The sequence below is a fragment of the Frateuria sp. genome (assembly GCF_013362045.1).
Classification (GTDB): Bacteria; Pseudomonadota; Gammaproteobacteria; order Xanthomonadales; family Rhodanobacteraceae; genus Frateuria_A.
Window position 1 is genome coordinate 1 of record NZ_JABFWW010000086.1, and the last position, 18812, is coordinate 18812.

Here is an 18812-nt window from a genome sequence, read left to right on the forward strand (position 1 = left end):
CGTTCCTTCGACGCAGGTTGCGCTGCACGGCGGCGGCCGTCGCCGCCCGATCCGGCGTCGCGCCTTGACGGTGCGCCCGCGCCATCGTCTCGGGCGCTCGATGCGCGCCACGCTGACCGCCCGCTTCCCCCGCTTCAACCAGCGCCAGTACGTGCGTGGCAAGCTGGCCGGCGACCCCGTCTACGCAGGGGTGGCGCGCCTGCTGCAGGAATCACCGCCCTTCCCGTTGCTCGATGTCGGTTGCGGCATGGGCCTGCTGGGTCACTACCTGCACGGTTGCGGCGTACTGCACGGCTACCTCGGCATCGACCACGACGAGCGCAAGATCGCCGCCGGCCGGCACGCCGCCGCCTCGATCGGCGATGCGCTGGACCTGCGCTGCGCGGACGTTGCCGACCTGCCGGACTTCCGCGGCCACGTCTGCCTGCTCGACGTGCTGCATTACCTGCCGGCCGCGCGCCAGCCCGCGCTGCTCACCCAGCTGGCCGGCCACGTTGCGCCCGGCGCGCAACTGATGATCCGCAGCGTGCTGCGCGCCAAGCACTGGCGCTTCCACGCCACCGTGCTGGAGGAACACGTGCTGCATGCCACCGGCTGGATGCGCGTGGGCGCCGACCATTATCCGACCGCGCAGGAGATCACCGCGCCGCTCGAGCGCGCCGGCCTCGCCACCACGCTCACGCCGTTGTGGGGCCGCACGCCGTTCAACAGCTATCTGATCGTGGCGCGGCGGCCTGGCTGATCGGAGGGATACCGGCGGTGGCGCGGGTGGGGGCGGATTTCACGCGTGCTATACTTTCGCGGCGGCTCCCCGCCGTTGCGGCTCTCAACCGCCCCTTTCCCCTATCGATCGCAACACGGTTCTGAAGAACGCTCCGGGTTGCACAGGAGTGTTCTGATGTCTTTCGAATCGCTGGGCCTTGCGCCCGCGTTGCTGCGCGCGCTTGCCGAACAGGGCTATGCGCAGCCGACCCCGATCCAGGCCGGCGCCATCCCGCTGGTGCTCCAGGGCCATGACCTGCTGGCCGCCGCCCAGACCGGCACCGGCAAGACCGCTGCCTTCGCGCTGCCGCTGCTGCAGCGCCTGTCCGGCGCCGGTGCCACGCAGACCCGCCGTCCGCGCGCGCTGGTGCTCACCCCGACGCGCGAACTGGCCGCCCAGGTGCACGACAACCTGCGCGACTACGGCAAGCACCTGCGGGTCACCAGCACCACCATCTTCGGCGGCGTCGGCATGGGTCCGCAGATGCAGGCGCTGCGCCGCGGCGTGGACGTGGTGATCGCCACGCCCGGCCGCCTGATCGACCACATGCAGCAGCGCTCGGTGGACCTGTCCGGCGTCGAGGTGCTGGTGCTGGACGAGGCCGACCGCATGCTCGACATGGGCTTCCTGCCCGCGATCAAGCGCATCCTCGGCGCGTTGCCCAGGCAGCGCCAGACGCTGCTGTTCTCGGCCACCTTCGCCGAGCCGATCAAGGCGCTGGCGATGCAGTTCATGCGCGATCCGCACGAGGTGTCGGTGACGCCGCCGAACACCGTGGCGCCGCTGGTCAGCCATCACGTCCATCCGGTCGATGCCTCGCGCAAGCGAGACCTGCTGCTGCACGTGCTGTCGCAGGACAGCCGCCGCCAGAGCCTGGTGTTCAGCCGCACCAAGCACGGCGCCGACAAGCTGGTGAAGTTCCTGGAAGCATCGGGCATGCGCGCCGCGGCGATCCACGGCAACAAGAGCCAGAACGCGCGCACCAAGGCGCTGGGCGACTTCAAGAGCGGCCGCGTCACCGTGCTGGTGGCCACCGACATCGCCGCCCGCGGCATCGACATCGACCAGCTGCCGATGGTGATCAACCACGACCTGCCGATGGTCGCCGAGGACTACGTGCACCGCATCGGCCGCACCGGCCGCGCCGGCGCCGAGGGACTGGCCGTGTCGCTGGTCAGCCACGAGGAATCGGGCCTGCTGCGCGACATCCGCAAGCTGCTCAAGCAGGAGATCGCGATCACCAGCGTGCAGGGCTTCGAGCCTTCGGCGCCGTTGCGGCTCGATGCCGGCGCGCCGCGTCCGGTACAGGGCCAGCGCCAGCCGCGGGCGCCGCGCCATGGGCATGCCGGCCACGGCAACGGCAACGGCGGCGGCCACAACGCGGGCGGATCGAACCGCAGCCAGGCCAACGCCGGCCGCAACGGTCGCCGGCGCCAGCGTCCGGGCGGCGCGACGCGGCCCGAAACGCGCGGCTGACGGCTCGCGGCAGGACGCGATTGCGCTCCGCTCCGTTGCCGGCGAAAGCTACAGGCCCAACGCCCGCGCGTGATGCCGCAGGTGGTCTTCGACGAACGTGTTGACGAACCAGTAACTGTGGTCGTAGCCAGGCTGCCGGCGCAGCACCAGCGGCTGACCGGCCGCCGCGCAGGCCTGCTCGAACAACTGCGGCCGTAGCTGCTCCGCAAGGAAGCGATCGGCCTGGCCCTGGTCGATCAGGATCGTGCCCGCAAACGCCTGCCGCGCCACCAGCGCGCAGGCGTCGTAGTCTTCCCACCCGCATGGATCGTCGCCGAGATAGCGCGCGAACGCCTTTTGTCCCCATGGCACCTGCGAAGGCGCCACGATGGGCGCGAACGCCGAAACCGAGCGGTAGCGCTGCGGGTACGTCAGCGCGAGGGTGAGCGCGCCATGCCCGCCCATGGAGTGGCCGCACACGCCGGAGCGCTCCACATCCACCGGGAAGTGCGCCGCCAGCAGTGCCGGCAGTTCCTCCGCCACGTAGCTGCGCATGCGGAAGCGCGAGGACCACGGCGCTTGCGTGGCGTCCAGGTAGAAGCCCGCGCCCTCGCCGAACTCCCAATCCCCGGTAGCCCCGTCGAAGCCGGTATCGCGCGGGCTGGTGTCCGGCATGACCAGCGCGAGCCCGAGCTCCGCAGCAAGCCGCTGTGCGCCGGCCTTGATGGTGGCCGTCTCCTCGGTGCAGGTCAGACCAGCGAGGAAATACAACACCGGGCACGGCTGACGCGCAGCCTGCGGCGGCAGGTACAACGCGAAACGCATCGGGCCGCCGCAGGCCCGCGAGTCATGCCGGTAGAAGCCCTGCGTGCCGCCATGGCAGCGCTGCTGGGAAAGCGTCTCGATCGTCGCCATGCCTGCTCTTGCCGTCCGGTCAACGCACGATCATAACCACGGGCTGCCCACGCCTCCTGTACTTCGCGCCGACGCGCCGGCAGCCAGCCTGCTAGAATGCCGCGCCCGCGCGGCGCCGCTCCGCTCGCCGCTGCCCTTATCGAGGTTCCCATGCCATCCCCCGTTTCTGGTCCCACGCCGGCCGAGCGCGATCCGGCGCCGGCCGGTTTTGCCGCGCTCGCGCTGCGCCCCGAAGTCCAGCAGGCGCTCGCCGACGTCGGCTACGAATCGCCTTCGCCCATCCAGGCCGCCACCATCCCGCCGCTGCTCGAAGGCCGCGACGTGCTCGGCCAAGCCCAGACCGGTACCGGCAAGACCGCCGCGTTCGCGCTGCCGATCCTCTCGCGCATCGAGGCGAAGCCCGGCAAGCCGCAGGCGCTGGTGCTGGCGCCCACGCGCGAACTGGCCATCCAGGTGGCCGAGGCGTTCCAGCGCTATGCCGCGCACATCCCCGGCTTCCAGGTGCTGCCGATCTACGGCGGGCAGAGCTACGGCCCGCAGCTGCACGCGTTGCGCCGCGGCGTGCATGTCGTGGTGGGCACGCCCGGCCGCGTGATCGACCACATGGACAAGAGCACGCTGGACCTGTCCGAGCTCAAGTACCTGGTGCTCGACGAGGCCGACGAGATGCTGCGCATGGGCTTCATCGACGATGTCGAGAAGGTGCTGGAGGCCACGCCTCCGACCCGCCAGGTCGCGCTGTTCTCCGCCACCATGCCCGCGCCCATCCGCAAGATCGCGCAGCGCCACCTGAAGGAACCGGTCGAGGTCACCATCAAGGCGGCCACCACCACCGCGGCCAACATCCGCCAGCGCTACTGGTTCGTCAGCGGCATGCACAAGCTCGACGCGCTGACCCGCATCCTGGAGGCCGAGCCGTTCGACGCGATGATCATCTTCGCGCGCACCAAGCAGGCCACCGAGGAGCTGGCCGAGAAGCTGACCGCGCGCGGCCTGGCCGCCGCCGCCATCAACGGCGACATCGCCCAGCCGCAGCGCGAGCGGGTGATCCAGCAGCTGAAGGACGGCAAGCTGGACATCCTGGTCGCCACCGACGTGGCCGCGCGTGGCCTGGACGTCGAGCGCATCAGCCACGTGTTCAACTACGACATCCCCTACGACACCGAAAGCTACGTGCACCGCATCGGCCGCACCGGCCGCGCGGGGCGCAGCGGCGAGGCCATCCTCTTCGTCACGCCGCGCGAGAAGGGCATGCTGCGCGCGATCGAGCGCGCCACGCGCCAGCCGATCGAGGAGATGAAGCTGCCCACCGTCGAGGCGGTCAACGACGTGCGCATCGCGCGCTTCAAGCAACGCATCTCCGACACGCTGGCGCAGAACGACCTCAAGCCATTCCAGCAACTGATCGAGCAGTACGAGCAGGAGCACAACGTGCCGACGCTGGAGATCGCCGCCGCGCTCGCACGCATCGCCCAGGGCGACCGCCCGCTGCTGCTGACCCCGCCGCCGAAGCGCGAGTACGAGCGGCGTGAGTCCGCACCACGCGAGCAGGCGGCCCGCGAACCGCGCGAGCGCGACGGCGACCGTCGCCCGCCGCACGAACGCAAGCCGCGGGAGCCGCGCGGCTTCGATGCACGCCCGCCCCGCCCGCACAACGCACCGGAGCCGGGCAAGCGCACCTACCGCATCGAGGTCGGCCACGAGCACGGCGTCAAGCCGGGCAACATCGTCGGCGCGATCGCCAACGAGGCCGGCCTGGAGAGCCAGTTCATCGGCCGCGTCAGCATCCGCGGCGACTACAGCCTGATCGACCTGCCCGAAGGCATGCCCAAGGAGGTGTTCGAACACCTCAAGAAGGTCTGGGTCAGCCAGCAGCAGCTGCACATCAGCGAGTGGGACGGCGCCGAGGAACCGGCGGGCGAGGCACCGCCGCGTCGGCCACGGCCAGGCGGGTTCAAGCCGAGGCCGGGCGGCAAGCCGCCGCGGCGGAAGTAGATCGCGGCTCGCCCCGTCCGATGTCGCCGGCTGACCCTTCGACTTCGGCCTACGGCCTACGCTCAAGGTGAACGGTTTCTGGAGCGCTGGCTTGTTTGCCGAGCATCCCTTACCGTTCCCGCTGAGCGAAGCTTGCGCAGCAAGCGGAGTCGAAGCGCCATGGCGCCCTGCTACCCCAACCGCCCCTGCAGATACGCCAGCACCTGCTCGGCCAACTGCTCCGCGCGCTGGCCTTCGGCATGCAGGTGCAATTCCGGCGCCGTCGGCCGCTCGTAGGGCGAATCGATGCCGGTGAAGTTGCTGATCTGCCCGGCGCGCGCCTTGGCGTAGAGCCCCTTGGGATCGCGCTGCTCGCACTCGGCCAGCGGCGTGTCCACGAACACCTCGACGAACTCGCCCTCGGCGAAGCGCCCTCGCGCGAACTCGCGCTCGCTGGCGAACGGCGAGATCACGCACACCAGCACCACCAGCCCGGCGTCGACCATCAGCTGCCCCACCTCGGCGACGCGGCGCACGTTTTCCACGCGCGCCTCGGCGGTGAACCCTAGGTCCACGTTGAGCCCCAGGCGCAGGTTGTCGCCGTCCAGCAGGTAGGTGTGGTAGCCCTGCGCGGCCAGGCGACGCTCGACCAGGTTGGCGATGGTCGACTTGCCGGCGCCGGAGAGGCCGGTGAACCACAGGCACAGCGGCTGCTGCCCCTTGGCCAGTGCGCGCGTGGACTTGTCCACGTCGGTGTGCTGCCAGTGGATGTTCGCCGCGCGATGCAGCGCGAAGTCGAGCATGCCGCAGGCGACCGTGGCGTTGCTCTGGCGATCGATCAGGATGAAGCCGCCCAGCGTGCGGTCGTCGGCATAGCGTTCGAAGGCCAGCGGCCGGTCCAGGTCGATGTTGCAGTAGCCGACCTCGTTGAGTTCCAGGCGCCGCGCAGCCAGCGGCGCCTGCGTGTTGACGTCGACCTTGTGCTTGATCGCGGTCACGCGTGCGTTGACCGTCGCGGTGCCCAGCCGCAGCAGGTAGCTGCGGTTGGGCAGCAGCGGCGCGTCGCCGAACCAGACCAGGTGACAGCCGAACTGGTCGGCGATCGGCGCCGGCTGCGCGGCGGCGGCGATCACGTCGCCGCGGCTGATGTCGAGCTCGCGGTCCAGGCACAGCGTGATGGCCTGCCCGGCGACAGCGTCGGCGAGATCCGCCGACGGCCCGACGATGCGCTCGACGCGCGCCTGCCTGCCACCGGGCTGCACCAGCACCTCGTCGCCCACTGCCACGCGGCCGCCGCAGACGGTGCCCGCGTAGCCGCGGAAGCTCTGGTCGGGACGGTTGACCCACTGCACCGGCAGTCGGAACCGCGCCGCCGGCGCGACCTCCACATCCAGCGTCTCCAGCAGCTCGATCAGGCTGGGGCCTTGGTACCAGGGCATGCGCTCCGAGCGCAGCCCCACGTTGTCGCCATCGGGCGCCACCACCGGCAGCGCGCTGACCGACTCTATGCCCAGCGAGGCCGCCAGCGCGCGGTAGGGCTCGACAATGGACGCATAGACGTCCGCATCGAGCCCGACCAGGTCCATCTTGTTCACCGCCAGGATCACGCGGCGGATGCCGAGCAAGGCGCAAATGTAGGTGTGCCGCCGCGTCTGCGGCAGCAGGCCCTTGCGCGCGTCGACCAGCACCACCGCCAGGTCCACCTGCGAGGCGCCGGTGGCCATGTTGCGCGTGTACTGCTCGTGGCCCGGGCAGTCGCCGACGATGAAGCTGCGCCGCGCGGTGTGGAAATAACGCCAGGCCACGTCGATGGTGATGCCCTGCTCGCGCTCGGCGTCCAGCCCGTCGGTGACCAGCGCGAAATCCAGCGCCTCCCCGCCGCGCTTGTGGCTGTCGCGGCGCAGCGCCTCGAGCTGGTCGTCGGCGAGCATGCCGGCGTCGTACAGCAGCCGGCCCAGCAGCGTGCTCTTGCCGTCGTCCACGCTGCCGCAGGTGATGAAGCGAAGCATGCCGGCGGCCATCAGAAGTAGCCCTCCTGCTTCTTTTTCTCCATCGAGCTCGCGCCGTCGTGGTCGATGATGCGGCCCTGACGCTCGGAGCTGCGCGAGGCGCGCATCTCCTCGATGATCGCGTCCAGCGAATCGGCCTGCGACTCGATCGCCCCGGTGAGCGGATAGCAGCCCAGCGTGCGGAAGCGCACCCGGCGCTGCTCGATGCGCTCGCCTTCGCGCAGCACGAAGCGCTCGTCGTCGACCATGATCAAGGCGCCGTCGCGCATCACTACCGGCCGCTCCTTGGCAAAGTACAGCGGCACCACGTCGATCTGCTCGCGGCGGATGTATTCCCACACGTCCAGCTCGGTCCAGTTGGACAGCGGGAACACGCGCACGCTCTCGCCTTCGCGGATGCGCGTGTTCCACGCCTGCCAGAGCTCGGGCCGCTGCTGCTTGGGATCCCAGCGATGCTGCGCGCTGCGGAAGGAGAACACGCGCTCCTTGGCGCGCGACTTCTCCTCGTCGCGCCGCGCGCCGCCGATGGCGGCGTCGAAGCGGTAGCGGTCCAGCGCCTGCTTGAGGCCCTGCGTCTTCATCACGTCGGTATGGACGGCCGAACCATGGGTCAGCGGCGAGATGCCCTGGCGCACGCCATCCTGGTTGATGTGCACCAGCATCTCGACGTCGCCCTCGGCGGCCACGCGGTCGCGGAAGGCGATCATCTCGCGGAACTTCCAGGTGGTGTCCACGTGCAGCAGCGGCAGCGGCGGGCGCGCCGGGCGGCTGGCCTTGCGCAGCAGGTGCAGCAGCACGGTGGAGTCCTTGCCGATGGAATAGAGCATCACCGGGCGGCGGAAACAGGCGAACACTTCACGCAGGATCTGGATGCTTTCCGCTTCCAGATCGTCGAGGTGGGACAAGCCTTGCATGGGGCGTACGGGTTCCTGATCCGCGGGGGCGAACGCACACGCTAGCAGACCTGCGCCGGTCCGGCGTACCGGCGCAGGTCCGGGCTCTCCCGCGCCCGCCATGGACGTACCATGCACGTTCCATCCGGCGAGATTCCGCATGTCCGTCTTCTGGCGCCGCCCCGAGCCTCCGACCGACCTGGCCGCGCGCACCGCCGGCCTGCCGCCCGAGCAGCTGCGGCCCATGGAAGCGGCCGCCCGGGCGATCCGCGATGGCGCGCTGGCCGCCGCGCAGGAACGGCTCGGTGCGGTGCTGGCCGAGGCGCAGGAGCATCCCGAGGCGCTGCGCCTGCTCGGCATCCTGCACACCCGCGGGCGGCACTACGACGCGGCGCGCGAAGTGCTGGTCCGCGCGCTGCAGGTCTGGCCGGAGGATCCGCTGCTGCTGACCGATCTGGGCAACGCCGAAAGCGCCGCCGGCAACATCGAGATCGCGCTGGCGTGCTGGCGTCGCGCCTGCATGCTGGCGCCACAGTACGCGATGGGCTGGTTCAACCTCGGCCGCAACCTGCAGGCCCTGGGCTTTACCGAGCCGGCGATCGAAGCACTGGAGCACGCCTGCGCGCTGGAGCCTGCGCTGCTGCCTGCGCACGTGCTGCTGGGCGACGCGCTGGTGCACCTGGGCCGCTTCGACGAAGCCGACCGCCGCTACCGTGCCGCACTCGCCGTGCATCCGGCCTGCGGCGACGCCTGGCGCGGACTGGCCAACATGAAGACGCGGCCGTTGTCCGAAGGCGACCGCGAGCGGCTGGCCACACTGCTCGGGCGTGGTGACGTCGCCGAGGCGGATCGCATCGCCATGGGTTTCGCGCTCGGCAAGGTGAACGAGGACCAGGGTCGCTATGCCGAGGCCTTCGCCGCATTGAGCAACGCCAACGCGCGACAGCGCGCTCTGGCGCCGTGGAATGCGGCAGATTTCCACGCCGTCGTCGAAGCGGTGACCGCCGCCGGCGCGAAGCTGCCGCCACCGCTCGACCCTGCGTTGGGCGAGGAAGCGATCTTCATCGTCGGCCTGCCGCGTTCGGGCTCCACCCTGTTCGAACAGATCCTCGCCGCGCATCCGCAGGTGGAGGGGGCCAGCGAGCTGCCCGACCTGGGCGAGGTGCTGGCGGAGGAATCGGCCCGCCGCGGCCAGCCCTTCCCGCGCTGGGTGCCGGCGGCCGGTGCGCAGGATTGGCAGCGCCTGGGCCAGCATTACCTTGAACGCACTGCGCGCTGGCGCCGGCGGCGCCCGCGCTTCACCGACAAGCTGCCGGAGAATTGGCTTTACGCCGGCGTGCTGGCCGCGATGCTGCCGGGCGCGCGCATCGTCGACGTGCGCCGCGATGCGCTGGAGGCGGGCTGGTCGTGCTTCAAGCAGCAGTTCTACCGGCTGCCGCATTTCGCCTGCACGCTGACCGACCTCGCCGCCTACGTGCGCGACTACGAAGCGGCGATGGACCGTTGGCAGGCCGCCGCTCCGGCACGCATCCGTACCCAGCGCTACGAGGCCCTGCAGGAGGACCCGCAGGGCGAGATCCGCGCCCTGCTCGCCTTCTGTGGCCTGCCCTTCGATGCGGCCTGCCTGGATTTCCACCGCGCTGAGCGTGCCGTGCGCACGCCCAGCGCCGCGCAGGTGCGCCAGCCGCTCAGTCGCGACACCGCGCGCGCGGAACGCTACGGCCGCCTGCTCGATCCATTGCGGCTGGGCCTGGGCCGCCCCCTGGCCGGTACGCCCCGGCAGGGTGGGGTGTAGGCTGCGCTCCGATCCATCCGGCACAGCCCTCGCCGCATGACGACCTTGCCCAGCCTCTACATTTCCCACGGTTCGCCGATGACCGCGCTGCAGCCCGGGCTCGTGCGCGAGCGCCTCGCCGGGTTGGCCGCGGAAATGCCGCGGCCGCAGGCGATCGTGATCGCCACCGCGCACTGGCTCGGCGCCCGGCCGCAGGTGGGCGGTGCGGCGCAACCGGAAACGATGCACGACTTCTTCGGCTTCCCGCCGGCGCTTTACGAGGTCCGCTATCCCGCCCCGGGCGCGCCGACGCTGGCCGGGCGCGTCATGGATCTGCTGGCGCAGGCGCATCTGGACCCCTCGCTCGACCCGCAGCGCGGCCTGGACCACGGCGCCTGGGTGCCGCTGCGGCTGCTCTATCCCGACGCGGACATTCCCGTAGTGCCGATCTCGATCCAGCATGCGCAAGATCCTGCGCATCACCTGGCGATCGGCCGGGCGCTGGCGCCGCTGCGCCACGAGGGCGTGCTGGTGATCGGATCGGGCAGCATCACGCACAATCTGGGCGACCTGCGCATGGGCTATGGCGCGGAGCGCGAGGCGCCGTACGTGCGCCCCTTCATCGCATGGATCGAAGACCGCCTGGCCGCCGGCGACGTCGATGCGCTGCTCGACTACCGCCGCCAGGCACCCTTCGCGCAGCGCGCGCATCCCACCGACGAACACCTGCTGCCGCTGTTCGTGGCCCTGGGCGCCGCCGGCGCGCAGCCCTGCGCGCAGCGCATCGACGCCGGCATCGACCACGGCATTCTTGCGATGGACATCTACCGCTTCGAGGGCAATCGGCCGGATTGAGCACTGCGGACCGTTTACTTCCTATTTTTCCAATGGAAAGCCGCGCGGCGGCGCGCTATGACTGGCAGGTTCCGCCGCAGAGGGGGCATCAGGGATGAAATTCCTGTGACGACGGAGCGCATCGGAGTCGATGCCGTGGCCGTCCGCATCCGGCGGACCGCCCGGCGTCGATTCCCCATCTCACTTCGTGGAGGGAATACCATGTCAGCTTGCAAATGGACGGGCCTCAGCCTTGCGCTGGGCGCCGCTCTGAGCCTGCTCGGAACCACCTCGGCATCCGCTGCCGACGGCCCGCAGGTCACACCCGCCGTGCATCACGACACGCTGCATTCGCTGCGCGGCACGATGCCTCGGCCGGACGATTTCCAGAAGAACCCGCACGCCCACCCGCTGCATCCGCTGCCGTTCATCGACGGCCCCGGCAACCAGACCGACGGCGCCTTGCAGCAGTTCGGCAGTTCCGCGTTCGCACCGGCGCTGGGTGCGGGCTTCGACGGCGTGGGCCAGGGCTTTTCCGGCCCGCAGGGTACGTTCCAGGTGAACAGCGCGCCGCCGGACACCAACGGCGCGGTCGGCGCCACCCAGTACTTCCAGATCGTCAACAGCGGTTTTGCCGTGTTCGACAAGACCACCAAGGCGGTGGTGTACGGACCGGTGGCGACCAACACTCTTTGGTCCGGCTTCGGCGGCCCGTGCGAGACCGACAACGACGGCGACGCGGTCGTCGTGTACGACAAGGCGGCCAACCGCTGGGTCGTCTCGCAGTTCGCCGTCACCGCCGCACCGTACTACCAGTGCGTGGCGGTATCGGCCACCAGCGACGCCACCGGCGCCTGGCACCGCTATGCCTTCCCCTACGGCAGCGTGTTCCCGGACTACCCGAAGATGGGCGTGTGGCCGGACGGCTATTACGAAACCTTCAACATGTTCAACGGCAACACGTTCGCCGGAGCCAAGCTGTGCGCCTACGACCGCAGCGCGATGCTGAGCGGCCTGGCGGCCACGCAGCAGTGCTTCCAGCTCTCCACCAGCTACGGCGGCGTGCTGCCGGCCGACCTGGACGGCAGCACCGCGCCGCCGGCCGGCTCGCCCAATTACATGATGAACTTCGGCAGCAGCTCGCTGAACCTGTGGAAGTTCCACGTCGACTGGAGCAACAGCGCCAACACCACGCTCGCCGGCCCGACCAACATCCCGGTGGCCTCCTTCGCGGCCGCCTGCGGCGGCGGCGCCTGCGTCCCGCAGTACGGCAGCAGCACCAAGCTCGATTCGCTCGGCGACCGGCTGATGTTCCGGCTGGCCTACCGCAACTTCACCGGCCACGAGTCGTTGGTGGTGAGCCATTCGGTCAGGGTCGGCACCAAGCGCAGCAACGCCTACACCGGCGTGCGCTGGTATGAGATCCGCAATCCCGCCGGCACGCCGCAGGTCTACCAGCAGGCGACCTTCTCGCCCGATACCAGCTACCGCTGGATGGGCTCGGTGGCGATGGACAAGCTGGGCGACATGGCGCTGGGCTACAGCGTTTCCAGCAGCGCGATCCACCCGGCGATCCGCTATACCGGCCGCCTGGCGACCGATCCGCTGAGCACGATGCAGGCGGAGAACAGCATCATCGAGGGCAACGGTTCGCAAAGCGGCAACAACCTCAGCCGCTGGGGCGACTACAGTGCGATGACCATCGACCCGGTGGACGACTGCACCTTCTGGTACACCACCGAATACCTGCAACAGACAGGCTCGTTCAACTGGAACACGCGCATCGCGTCGTTCAAGTTCCCCGGCTGCCAGTAAGCCGCCCGCGGCCGGCCGCTTCGTGCGGCCGGCCGCTCACCGGCGCCTGCTCCGCCGATTGACCCGCCCCCATCCGCATGCCAGCCTGCCGGCCGGTCCAGGACGGGATCGCACGGGGAAGGCCATGCTCAGGCACACGCTGGTGGGGCTGATGATATTCGGCGGACTGATGCTCTGGCGCTACGGCGGCAACGCCACCATGCCTGACCTGGCCGAGGAGGCCCGGCTCGCGCCGCCACCGCGGGCAACTTCGGTGAGCTTCAGGCCCGGTGCCTGGGCCTGCACCCACGAGGAATTCAAGCTGCAGGTGCTCGATCACCGGAGCTATTACGCCAAGCCCGTGGTGATCAGGATCACCGGCAACGGCCCGCCCGAGTTCTGCCGCGAGATCAACAGCACGCACGACTACGCCCTGCTGGGCGCGTCGCCCGCTGGCGCCGACGCCGCAAGCCCATGCCCCGACCACAGTTGCGTCGCGTTCAACGCGCGCCTCGTGCTCGACGGACGCGAGGACGAATGGATCCTCTACGCGCCCAACAGCTTCATCGCTTCCTCACGTTAGGGCCTACCGGCGCGGTTGCCGCCACACTGCAGGTCGCCGCGCCCAAGTCCCGGCTGCATGTGAGCTCCCAGCGAGGCCTTGCGCCGGCGTGCGGCCGCGGCATCGTCGCCGCGCAAGCTTGGCGCCGGCACGCGGTCGACCTGTCGCTGGCGCAGGCTTGGCCAACGCCAGCGGTCAAGCGCCCTACGGCGCCTGTGGCGAACCGTCATGTGAGGGATCGAGCCAGTCTTCCGGCACCAGCGGCTTCAGGCCGTGGGCGATGCGGCCCTTGTCGCACTGGGGACTGTGCCGGCCGAATTCCCAGGACGGTTCCACTTCGCGGCACACCGAGGGCTTGATCGGGTGGATGCCGCAGTACGCCGCCTCGCCGATGGTGCCCTTGAGGGCGACGCAGCGCGGCTGCTTCGATTGCGTGCCGCGCATGACGACCCGGTGCGGGTCGAGCTTTTCGGTGAGTTCGACCGGCACCGTGCCGCCCAGGGAGGGATCGGTCTCGGACCAGTGGAAGGCGATGCGGAAGTAGGCGCAGCAGGCGCCGCAACGCAGGCAGGGATGAACCATGGGATGGAAGGCACGGCGCACCCCGAGGCGCGCAGAGCGCGGATTCTAGGCCGCGGCGGCGGCGGGTGGAAGATGCGTCGCCGTCCCACGACCGCGGCTGCGTGCGAGTGTTTGGCACGCCCCGGCCTGCACCCTTCTCAGTTCTTCCGCGTCGTACAGGAAAAGGATCGGGCGCGAGTCACGGCGTTCCTGCGAACGTGTTGCAGCTGGACACCTGTCCGCTCGCCAGCCCGGTCTTGAACCACTTCACCCGCTGTGCCGACGTGCCGTGGGTGAAGGAATCGGGCACCACGGTGCCCTGCGCCTCGCGCTGCAGCGTGTCGTCGCCGATCTTGCTGGCGGCGTTCAACGCCTCCTCCACGTCGCCCGGCTGCAGCCAGTGCAGGCGCTGCTCGCTGCGGTTGGCCCACACGCCGGCAAAGCAGTCGGCCTGCAGCTCCTGGCGCACCGACAGGCCATCGGCGCCCTCCATGGGCGCGCCGCGCTCGCGTGCCTGCTGCACCTGGTCGAACACGCCCAGTTGCTGCTGCACGTGGTGGCCCACCTCGTGGGCGATCACGTAGGCGCGGGCAAAGTCGCCGGCGGCGCCGAAGCGGTCCTGCAGTTCCCGGAAAAAGGAAAGGTCCAGGTAGATCTTCTGGTCGCCCGGGCAATAGAACGGCCCGACCGCGGTGGACGCCGCGCCGCAGGCGGTGCGGACGCCGCGGCTGAACAGGTCCAACCTGGGCTGGACGTACTGGCGCCCGCTGGCGGCAAAGATGTCGCCCCAGGTCTTTTCGGTGGAGCCCAGGATGGCGCTGACGAAATCGCGCTGCTGCGGATCGACCTGGGCCGGCTGCCCGGACGGCGCGTTCTGGCCGACCTGCGTGCCCTGGTCCAGCAGCGCGGTCGGATCCTTGAAGAACACCCAGCCCAGGATCGCCAGCACGATCAGGCCGCCCACGCCCAGCCCACGGCCGCCGCCAAAACCGCCGCCGCCTCCGCGGCCGCTGTCGATCTCCACGTTCTGGCTGCGCTCGCCCTTCTGCCAGTCCATGCCGCACACCCTTGGCCATGCGTCATTGCGCGATCGCGCGAGCATACCGCCGGACCGTCTCCCGCGCGTGCACAGCCGCTACAGTAGGCATCCCACCACCGCGATCGACGCCATGACCCAGCACCTGCCCGCCCTCGTCACCTTGTTCGCCGTACTGCTGATGTTCGGCACTGCCTTCGCGGTGGGCCAGGCACGCGATCGCTATGGCATCGCTGCGCCGGCGACCGGTGGCCACCCGGCATTCGAGCGCGCCTTCCGCGTGCAGATGAACACGCTCGAGGCGGTGGTGCTGTTCCTGCCGACGCTGTGGCTGGCGGCGAACTACGGCTTCGCGTTCTGGGCCGGCATCGCCGGGCTGGTCTGGCTGGCCGGCCGGATCTGGTACGCGCTGGCCTACCTGAAGGAAGCCCGCAGGCGCGGCGGCGGCTTCGCGCTGGGCATGATCGGATGGGCCACGACGCTGGTCATGGCCGCGCTCGGCCTCGGCCGGGCCATGTTCGCCGGCTGACCACCGCCGGAACCGCCGACCGTGCCCGCGCGCACGGTCGGCGTGGCCGCAGCTCCGCCCCTTCCATGCAGGTCCGCCTTCGGCCGATGTCCTCCCGCCCCCTCCACCCTTCGCTGCACGATGCGCGCCTGCCGCACCTGGGCAGCGCCATCGGCATGATCGTCCTGTACTTCGCGCTGCAGTTCCTGGCCAGCGGGCTGGTGGGGCTCGGGCTGGGCTTCGCCCTGGGCCTCTCCGGCACCGGGCCGTCGGGCGTGGCGGCGCGGATCAGGGCGGTGCTCGCGCAACCCGACGCCAATGCGCTGATGGTGATCCTGACCCTGCTGCTGGCCGCGGCGGTGACCGTCGTTCTGGTGCGCCGGCTATGGCCCGCTGCCTGGTCGCACGGCGCGCCACCCGGCCTGGGGCTGACCCGGCCCGGCCGGCCGCTGTTCTACCTGGCCGCCGTGCTGCTCGGCCTGGCCCTGCCAATCGCCGGCGGCTGGCTGACCCGCTGGCTCGCCCACGGCCACGAGGTCACCCAGGACGTCAAGCAGATCGGCGGCGCCGCCTCGCTGGCGCTGCGCCTGCCGATGGCGCTGGTGGTCGTCAGCCTGGGGCCGCTGGTGGAGGAACTGCTGTTCCGCGGCGCCCTGCTCTCGGCGCTGCTGCGGCGCATGCACGCGGGCTGGGCGATCGCCGTCAGCTCGCTGCTGTTCGCCTGCGTGCACCTGCCCGACCTGGGCTTCCTCTGGTACGCCGTACCCAACCTCGCGCTGCTCGCCGCGGCGCTCGCCTGGCTGCGCCTGCGCTCGGGATCGCTGTGGCCGGCCGTCGTGGCCCACGGCGTGAACAACCTGCTGGCGGTGACGGCCTGGTTCGTCGCCTCCTCCGCCTTCGGTTGAAGGACCATCGATGGGGAGTTCGACCAGGCATCCGCGGAAGTCGTTTGCCGCTGAAGTTCATGCGGCGCGGCCGGCCGCGGCCCGCGCTCAGCCCGGCACGATGCCGAACCCGCTCAGCAGCCTCGCGGTTTCGAAAAGAGGCAGCCCCATCACGCCGGAATAGCTTCCTTCGAGGTGCTCCACCAGCGTTGCGCCGCGTCCCTGGATCGCATAGGCGCCCGCCTTGCCGAAGGGTTCGCCGGTGGTGACGTAGGCGGCGATGGCGGGCTCGTCCAGCACCGCGAAGCGCACGCGGGAAACGCACAGCTCGCAGCGTGCCTGCGTGCCGCTCACGCCCCATACCGCCGAGATCACCCCATGGGTGCGGCCGGACAGGCGCCGCAGCATGGCGGTTGCCTGCGCCGCGTCGGCTGGCTTGCCGAACACCTCATCGTCAAGCACCACCTCGGTGTCGGAGCCGAGCACGACCGCACCCGCGGCCCTTTGCAGCGAGGCCAGCCCGGCCTGCGCCTTGTCGCGCGCGACGCGGCTGACGTAATCCTGCGGCGATTCGCCTGCGCCACGCACCTCGGGCACGTCCACGTGCAGCACGGCGGGAGCGAAGCCGAGCTGCTGCAGCAACTCGCGGCGGCGGGGGGACTGCGAGGCAAGGTAGAGCATGGCGTGGCTTGGCCGGAGGAAGGCCCCAGCATAGCGGCACGGGCATGCGGCCTTGCCCGGCCCGCCGCCGCCATCGGTCAGAGCGTGAGTGCGTACTCGCAGAACTGCCGGTCGCGCTGCCAGCCCAGCGACTCGTAGAGCGCCTGCGCCGGCGCATTGTCCAGCGCGGTGGAGAGCGACAGGCTGGCCGCGCCCATCGCGCGCGCATGCGCAGCCGCTTCGCGCAGCAAGGCGGCAGCCACGCCCTGCCGGCGCGCCGGCGCGGCGACGAACAGGTCGTTCAGCAGCCAGGTGCGCACCATCCGTACCGAGGAGAACAGCGGGTAGAGCTGGGTGAAGCCCATCGCCCTGCCCTGCGCATCGCAAGCCAGCAGGATCAGCGATTGCTGGTGGGCGAAGCGCGCTCCCAGGAAGGCGCGCGCCCCCTCGAGATCGGACGGTTTGCCGTAGAACTGCCGATAGCCGTCGAACAGCGGCGCCAGCGTATCGAGATCGTGGACCGTGGCCTGGCGGACCTGGAAGGGCATGGGGCGCTCCGGAGCAGGATGGGAAACGCGAACGTATCGGCCCGCGCGGCGGCGCACAAGACGCGGCGCGAGGGCGTTGCCGTCGGGCCGTAGGTCTTCCGGTCACCCGCGAAGGCTGGTGATCGCAGGCAAACGATCGCACCCGCAAAGTATTGGGCTCAATCCCGGTCGTCGAGGACGAAGGCCGCCGCACGCTCGCCGATCATCGCCGCGGGCGCCTGGGTGTTGCCGCTGATCAGCGCCGGCATGATCGACGCATCGGCCACGCGCAATCCATCGACGCCCCGCACGCGCAGCCGCGGATCGACCACCGCACGCGCGTCGGCGCCCATGCGGCAGGTGCCGACCGGATGGTAGATGGTGTCGGCATGCGCGCGGATCAGCGCGCGCAGCCCGTCGTCGTCCTCCGTGCCGCTGCCATGCAGGCGTCGTCCCCGATAGGCAGCAAGGGCCGGCGCACCGAGGATGCGCTGCGCGATGCGCGCGCCTTCCAGCAACAGCGCCATGTCCTGCGGCGCGGACAGGAAGCCGGGATCGATCAGCGGCGCGTCGTCTACGTCGCTACTGGCCAGGCGCACGCGGCCGCGGCTGGCCGGCCGGAGCACGCAGACGTGCAGCGCCATGCCGCTGGACAGGTGCATGCGGCGATTGTGGTCGTCGACCATGCCGATGCAGAAGTGCAGCTGCAGGTCCGGCCGATCCAGCTCCGCGCGGCTCCTGATGAATCCGCCCGCCTCGGCGGCATTGCTGGTGAGCATGCCTTCGCCGCGCACGCGGAATGCGCCGATGCTGCGGGCGATGCGCACGATGGTTGCCGGGTTGGTGCCGATCAGCCCGGGCGCACGCACGCGCAGGTTGGTGGTGTAGTCGACGTGGTCCTGCAGGTGTTCGCCCACGTCGGGCGCGTCGTGCAGCACGGGCAGGCCCAGCTCGCGCAGGTGCGCGGCCGGCCCGATGCCCGAGAGCATCAGCAGTTGCGGCGAGCCGATCGCGCCGGCGCACACGACCACCTCGCGCCGCACCAGCAGCCTGCGCCCGCCGACCAGCACGCCGCTCGCGCGACGCCCTTCGAACAGGATGCGCTGCGCCGGCCGGCCGGCCAGCACCCGCAGGTTGGGCCACGCCCGGCCGTCGCCCAGGTAGGCCCGCCCGGCGTCGAGGCGGCGCCCGTCCTTCTGGTACACCTGGTACAGGCCCACGCCTTCCTGTCGCGGCCCGTTGAAGTCATCGTTGCGCGAGTAGCCGCATTGCACGGCGGCCTAGACGAAGGCGCGGCTGAGCGGGCTGGGCGAGCGCAGGTCGCTCACCGCCAACGGGCCGCCGGTGCCGTGCCAGTCGTCCGCGCCGCGCGCGTTGTCCTCGATGCGGCGGAACACCGGGAGCACGTCGCGCCAGGCCCAGCCGGAGCAGCCCGTGGCCGCCCAGTCGTCGTAGTCCTGCGGCTGGCCGCGGGTGCAGATCATCGCGTTGATCAGGCTGCTGCCGCCGACGCCACGCCCGCGCGGCACGTAGCCGCAGCGACCATCGAGCTGCGCCTGCGGCACGGTCTGGTAGGCGTAGTTGTGGCGGCCGCGCAGCGGCACCAGGGCGGCGATGCCCAGCGGCACGCGGCTCAGCCAGGACGGCGCGGCCGGGCCGGTTT

Annotated in this window: 17 protein-coding genes and 1 pseudogene; 9 read left to right on the plus strand and 9 right to left on the minus strand. The window is 70.6% G+C overall.

Features of this window, described 5'->3' with window-relative positions; translation table 11 throughout:
• Nucleotides 1-100: 100 nt before the first annotated feature.
• Together HOQ08_RS04185 and HOQ08_RS04190 are read left to right on the plus strand one after the other, a co-directional pair.
• A complete protein-coding gene (locus HOQ08_RS04185; protein ID WP_291191996.1) occupies nt 101-742 on the plus strand; it encodes a class I SAM-dependent methyltransferase in 642 nt (213 codons plus the stop codon).
• A 156-nt stretch (nt 743-898) separates the two neighbouring features.
• Nucleotides 899-2239 carry a DEAD/DEAH box helicase gene (locus HOQ08_RS04190; RefSeq protein WP_291191968.1) on the plus strand — a complete coding sequence of 447 codons (1341 nt, stop codon included), beginning with the start codon at nt 899-901 and terminating at the stop codon, nt 2237-2239.
• 48 nt (nt 2240-2287) lie between these two features.
• Here HOQ08_RS04190 and fghA read toward each other — a convergent pair whose 3' ends face one another.
• A complete protein-coding gene (gene fghA / locus HOQ08_RS04195; protein WP_291191970.1) occupies nt 2288-3133 on the minus strand; it encodes an S-formylglutathione hydrolase in 846 nt (281 codons plus the stop codon).
• Nucleotides 3134-3283: 150 nt separating this feature from the next.
• Here fghA and HOQ08_RS04200 point away from each other — a divergent pair, with 150 nt between their 5' ends.
• Nucleotides 3284-5128, plus strand: a complete 1845-nt coding sequence (locus tag HOQ08_RS04200) for a DEAD/DEAH box helicase (RefSeq protein WP_291191972.1) — start codon at nt 3284-3286, stop codon at nt 5126-5128.
• 170 nt (nt 5129-5298) lie between these two features.
• Here HOQ08_RS04200 and cysC read toward each other — a convergent pair whose 3' ends face one another.
• Nucleotides 5299-7116 carry an adenylyl-sulfate kinase gene (cysC, locus tag HOQ08_RS04205; protein WP_291191974.1) on the minus strand — a complete coding sequence of 606 codons (1818 nt, stop codon included), beginning with the start codon at nt 7114-7116 and terminating at the stop codon, nt 5299-5301.
• A gap of 11 nt (nt 7117-7127) precedes the next feature.
• A complete protein-coding gene (gene cysD, locus HOQ08_RS04210; protein WP_291191976.1) occupies nt 7128-8030 on the minus strand; it encodes a sulfate adenylyltransferase subunit CysD in 903 nt (300 codons plus the stop codon).
• Nucleotides 8031-8169: 139 nt separating this feature from the next.
• On the opposite strand from cysD, the gene HOQ08_RS04215 reads away from it, so the two are divergent.
• From HOQ08_RS04215 to HOQ08_RS04230, 4 genes are all read left to right on the plus strand, one after another.
• The gene (locus tag HOQ08_RS04215) at nt 8170-9804 is read left to right on the plus strand and encodes a tetratricopeptide repeat-containing sulfotransferase family protein (RefSeq protein ID WP_291191978.1); all 1635 of its coding nucleotides are present in this window, start codon (nt 8170-8172) and stop codon (nt 9802-9804) included.
• Between the two features lie 36 nt (nt 9805-9840).
• Nucleotides 9841-10638 carry a class III extradiol ring-cleavage dioxygenase gene (locus tag HOQ08_RS04220; RefSeq protein WP_291191980.1) on the plus strand — a complete coding sequence of 266 codons (798 nt, stop codon included), beginning with the start codon at nt 9841-9843 and terminating at the stop codon, nt 10636-10638.
• 201 nt (nt 10639-10839) lie between these two features.
• Complete coding sequence (locus tag HOQ08_RS04225; RefSeq protein ID WP_291191982.1) at nt 10840-12432, plus strand: hypothetical protein; 1593 nt, start codon at nt 10840-10842, stop codon at nt 12430-12432.
• A gap of 124 nt (nt 12433-12556) precedes the next feature.
• A complete protein-coding gene (locus tag HOQ08_RS04230) occupies nt 12557-12994 on the plus strand; it encodes a hypothetical protein (RefSeq protein WP_291191984.1) in 438 nt (145 codons plus the stop codon).
• Between the two features lie 183 nt (nt 12995-13177).
• Here HOQ08_RS04230 and HOQ08_RS04235 read toward each other — a convergent pair whose 3' ends face one another.
• Nucleotides 13178-13555 (minus strand): YkgJ family cysteine cluster protein, encoded by a 378-nt coding sequence (locus HOQ08_RS04235; RefSeq protein ID WP_291191986.1) that lies wholly within the window; start codon nt 13553-13555, stop codon nt 13178-13180.
• 178 nt (nt 13556-13733) lie between these two features.
• Nucleotides 13734-14591, minus strand: a complete 858-nt coding sequence (locus HOQ08_RS04240) for a neutral zinc metallopeptidase (RefSeq protein WP_291191988.1) — start codon at nt 14589-14591, stop codon at nt 13734-13736.
• Nucleotides 14592-14703: 112 nt separating this feature from the next.
• On the opposite strand from HOQ08_RS04240, the gene HOQ08_RS04245 reads away from it, so the two are divergent.
• Nucleotides 14704-15099 (plus strand): MAPEG family protein, encoded by a 396-nt coding sequence (locus HOQ08_RS04245; RefSeq protein WP_291191998.1) that lies wholly within the window; start codon nt 14704-14706, stop codon nt 15097-15099.
• Nucleotides 15100-15185: 86 nt separating this feature from the next.
• On the plus strand, nt 15186-15983 hold the full coding sequence (locus tag HOQ08_RS04250) for a type II CAAX endopeptidase family protein (RefSeq protein ID WP_291191990.1): 798 nt from the start codon (nt 15186-15188) through the stop codon (nt 15981-15983).
• An 87-nt stretch (nt 15984-16070) separates the two neighbouring features.
• On the opposite strand, the gene HOQ08_RS04255 is transcribed toward HOQ08_RS04250, so the two are convergent.
• From HOQ08_RS04255 to HOQ08_RS04270, 4 genes and pseudogenes are all read right to left on the minus strand, one after another.
• Nucleotides 16071-16643: a Maf family protein gene (locus HOQ08_RS04255; RefSeq protein WP_291191992.1), complete on the minus strand. Its 573-nt coding sequence runs from the start codon at nt 16641-16643 to the stop codon at nt 16071-16073.
• Between the two features lie 77 nt (nt 16644-16720).
• Nucleotides 16721-17170, minus strand: coding sequence for a GNAT family N-acetyltransferase (locus HOQ08_RS04260; protein WP_291191994.1), 450 nt, complete (start codon nt 17168-17170; stop codon nt 16721-16723).
• Nucleotides 17171-17328: 158 nt separating this feature from the next.
• Nucleotides 17329-17928, minus strand: coding sequence for a GMC oxidoreductase (locus HOQ08_RS04265; protein ID WP_343203812.1), 600 nt, complete (start codon nt 17926-17928; stop codon nt 17329-17331).
• Between the two features lie 171 nt (nt 17929-18099).
• Nucleotides 18100-18777 (minus strand): annotated as a pseudogene (locus HOQ08_RS04270) (GMC family oxidoreductase N-terminal domain-containing protein); the annotation flags it as partial.
• Nucleotides 18778-18812 lie beyond the last annotated feature (35 nt).

Bases quoted from the DNA above. Each gene is read 5' to 3' on its own strand.
- HOQ08_RS04185 (WP_291191996.1), top strand. From the start codon at position 101: ATGCGCGCCACGCTGACCGCCCGCTTCCCCCGCTTCAACCAGCGCCAG.
- HOQ08_RS04190 (WP_291191968.1), top strand. From the start codon at position 899: ATGTCTTTCGAATCGCTGGGCCTTGCGCCCGCGTTGCTGCGCGCGCTT.
- fghA (WP_291191970.1), bottom strand. From the start codon at position 3,133: ATGGCGACGATCGAGACGCTTTCCCAGCAGCGCTGCCATGGCGGCACG.
- HOQ08_RS04200 (WP_291191972.1), top strand. From the start codon at position 3,284: ATGCCATCCCCCGTTTCTGGTCCCACGCCGGCCGAGCGCGATCCGGCG.
- cysC (WP_291191974.1), bottom strand. From the start codon at position 7,116: ATGCTTCGCTTCATCACCTGCGGCAGCGTGGACGACGGCAAGAGCACG.
- cysD (WP_291191976.1), bottom strand. From the start codon at position 8,030: ATGCAAGGCTTGTCCCACCTCGACGATCTGGAAGCGGAAAGCATCCAG.
- HOQ08_RS04215 (WP_291191978.1), top strand. From the start codon at position 8,170: ATGTCCGTCTTCTGGCGCCGCCCCGAGCCTCCGACCGACCTGGCCGCG.
- HOQ08_RS04220 (WP_291191980.1), top strand. From the start codon at position 9,841: ATGACGACCTTGCCCAGCCTCTACATTTCCCACGGTTCGCCGATGACC.
- HOQ08_RS04225 (WP_291191982.1), top strand. From the start codon at position 10,840: ATGTCAGCTTGCAAATGGACGGGCCTCAGCCTTGCGCTGGGCGCCGCT.
- HOQ08_RS04230 (WP_291191984.1), top strand. From the start codon at position 12,557: ATGCTCAGGCACACGCTGGTGGGGCTGATGATATTCGGCGGACTGATG.
- HOQ08_RS04235 (WP_291191986.1), bottom strand. From the start codon at position 13,555: ATGGTTCATCCCTGCCTGCGTTGCGGCGCCTGCTGCGCCTACTTCCGC.
- HOQ08_RS04240 (WP_291191988.1), bottom strand. From the start codon at position 14,591: ATGGACTGGCAGAAGGGCGAGCGCAGCCAGAACGTGGAGATCGACAGC.
- HOQ08_RS04245 (WP_291191998.1), top strand. From the start codon at position 14,704: ATGACCCAGCACCTGCCCGCCCTCGTCACCTTGTTCGCCGTACTGCTG.
- HOQ08_RS04250 (WP_291191990.1), top strand. From the start codon at position 15,186: ATGTCCTCCCGCCCCCTCCACCCTTCGCTGCACGATGCGCGCCTGCCG.
- HOQ08_RS04255 (WP_291191992.1), bottom strand. From the start codon at position 16,643: ATGCTCTACCTTGCCTCGCAGTCCCCCCGCCGCCGCGAGTTGCTGCAG.
- HOQ08_RS04260 (WP_291191994.1), bottom strand. From the start codon at position 17,170: ATGCCCTTCCAGGTCCGCCAGGCCACGGTCCACGATCTCGATACGCTG.
- HOQ08_RS04265 (WP_343203812.1), bottom strand. From the start codon at position 17,928: ATGCTCACCAGCAATGCCGCCGAGGCGGGCGGATTCATCAGGAGCCGC.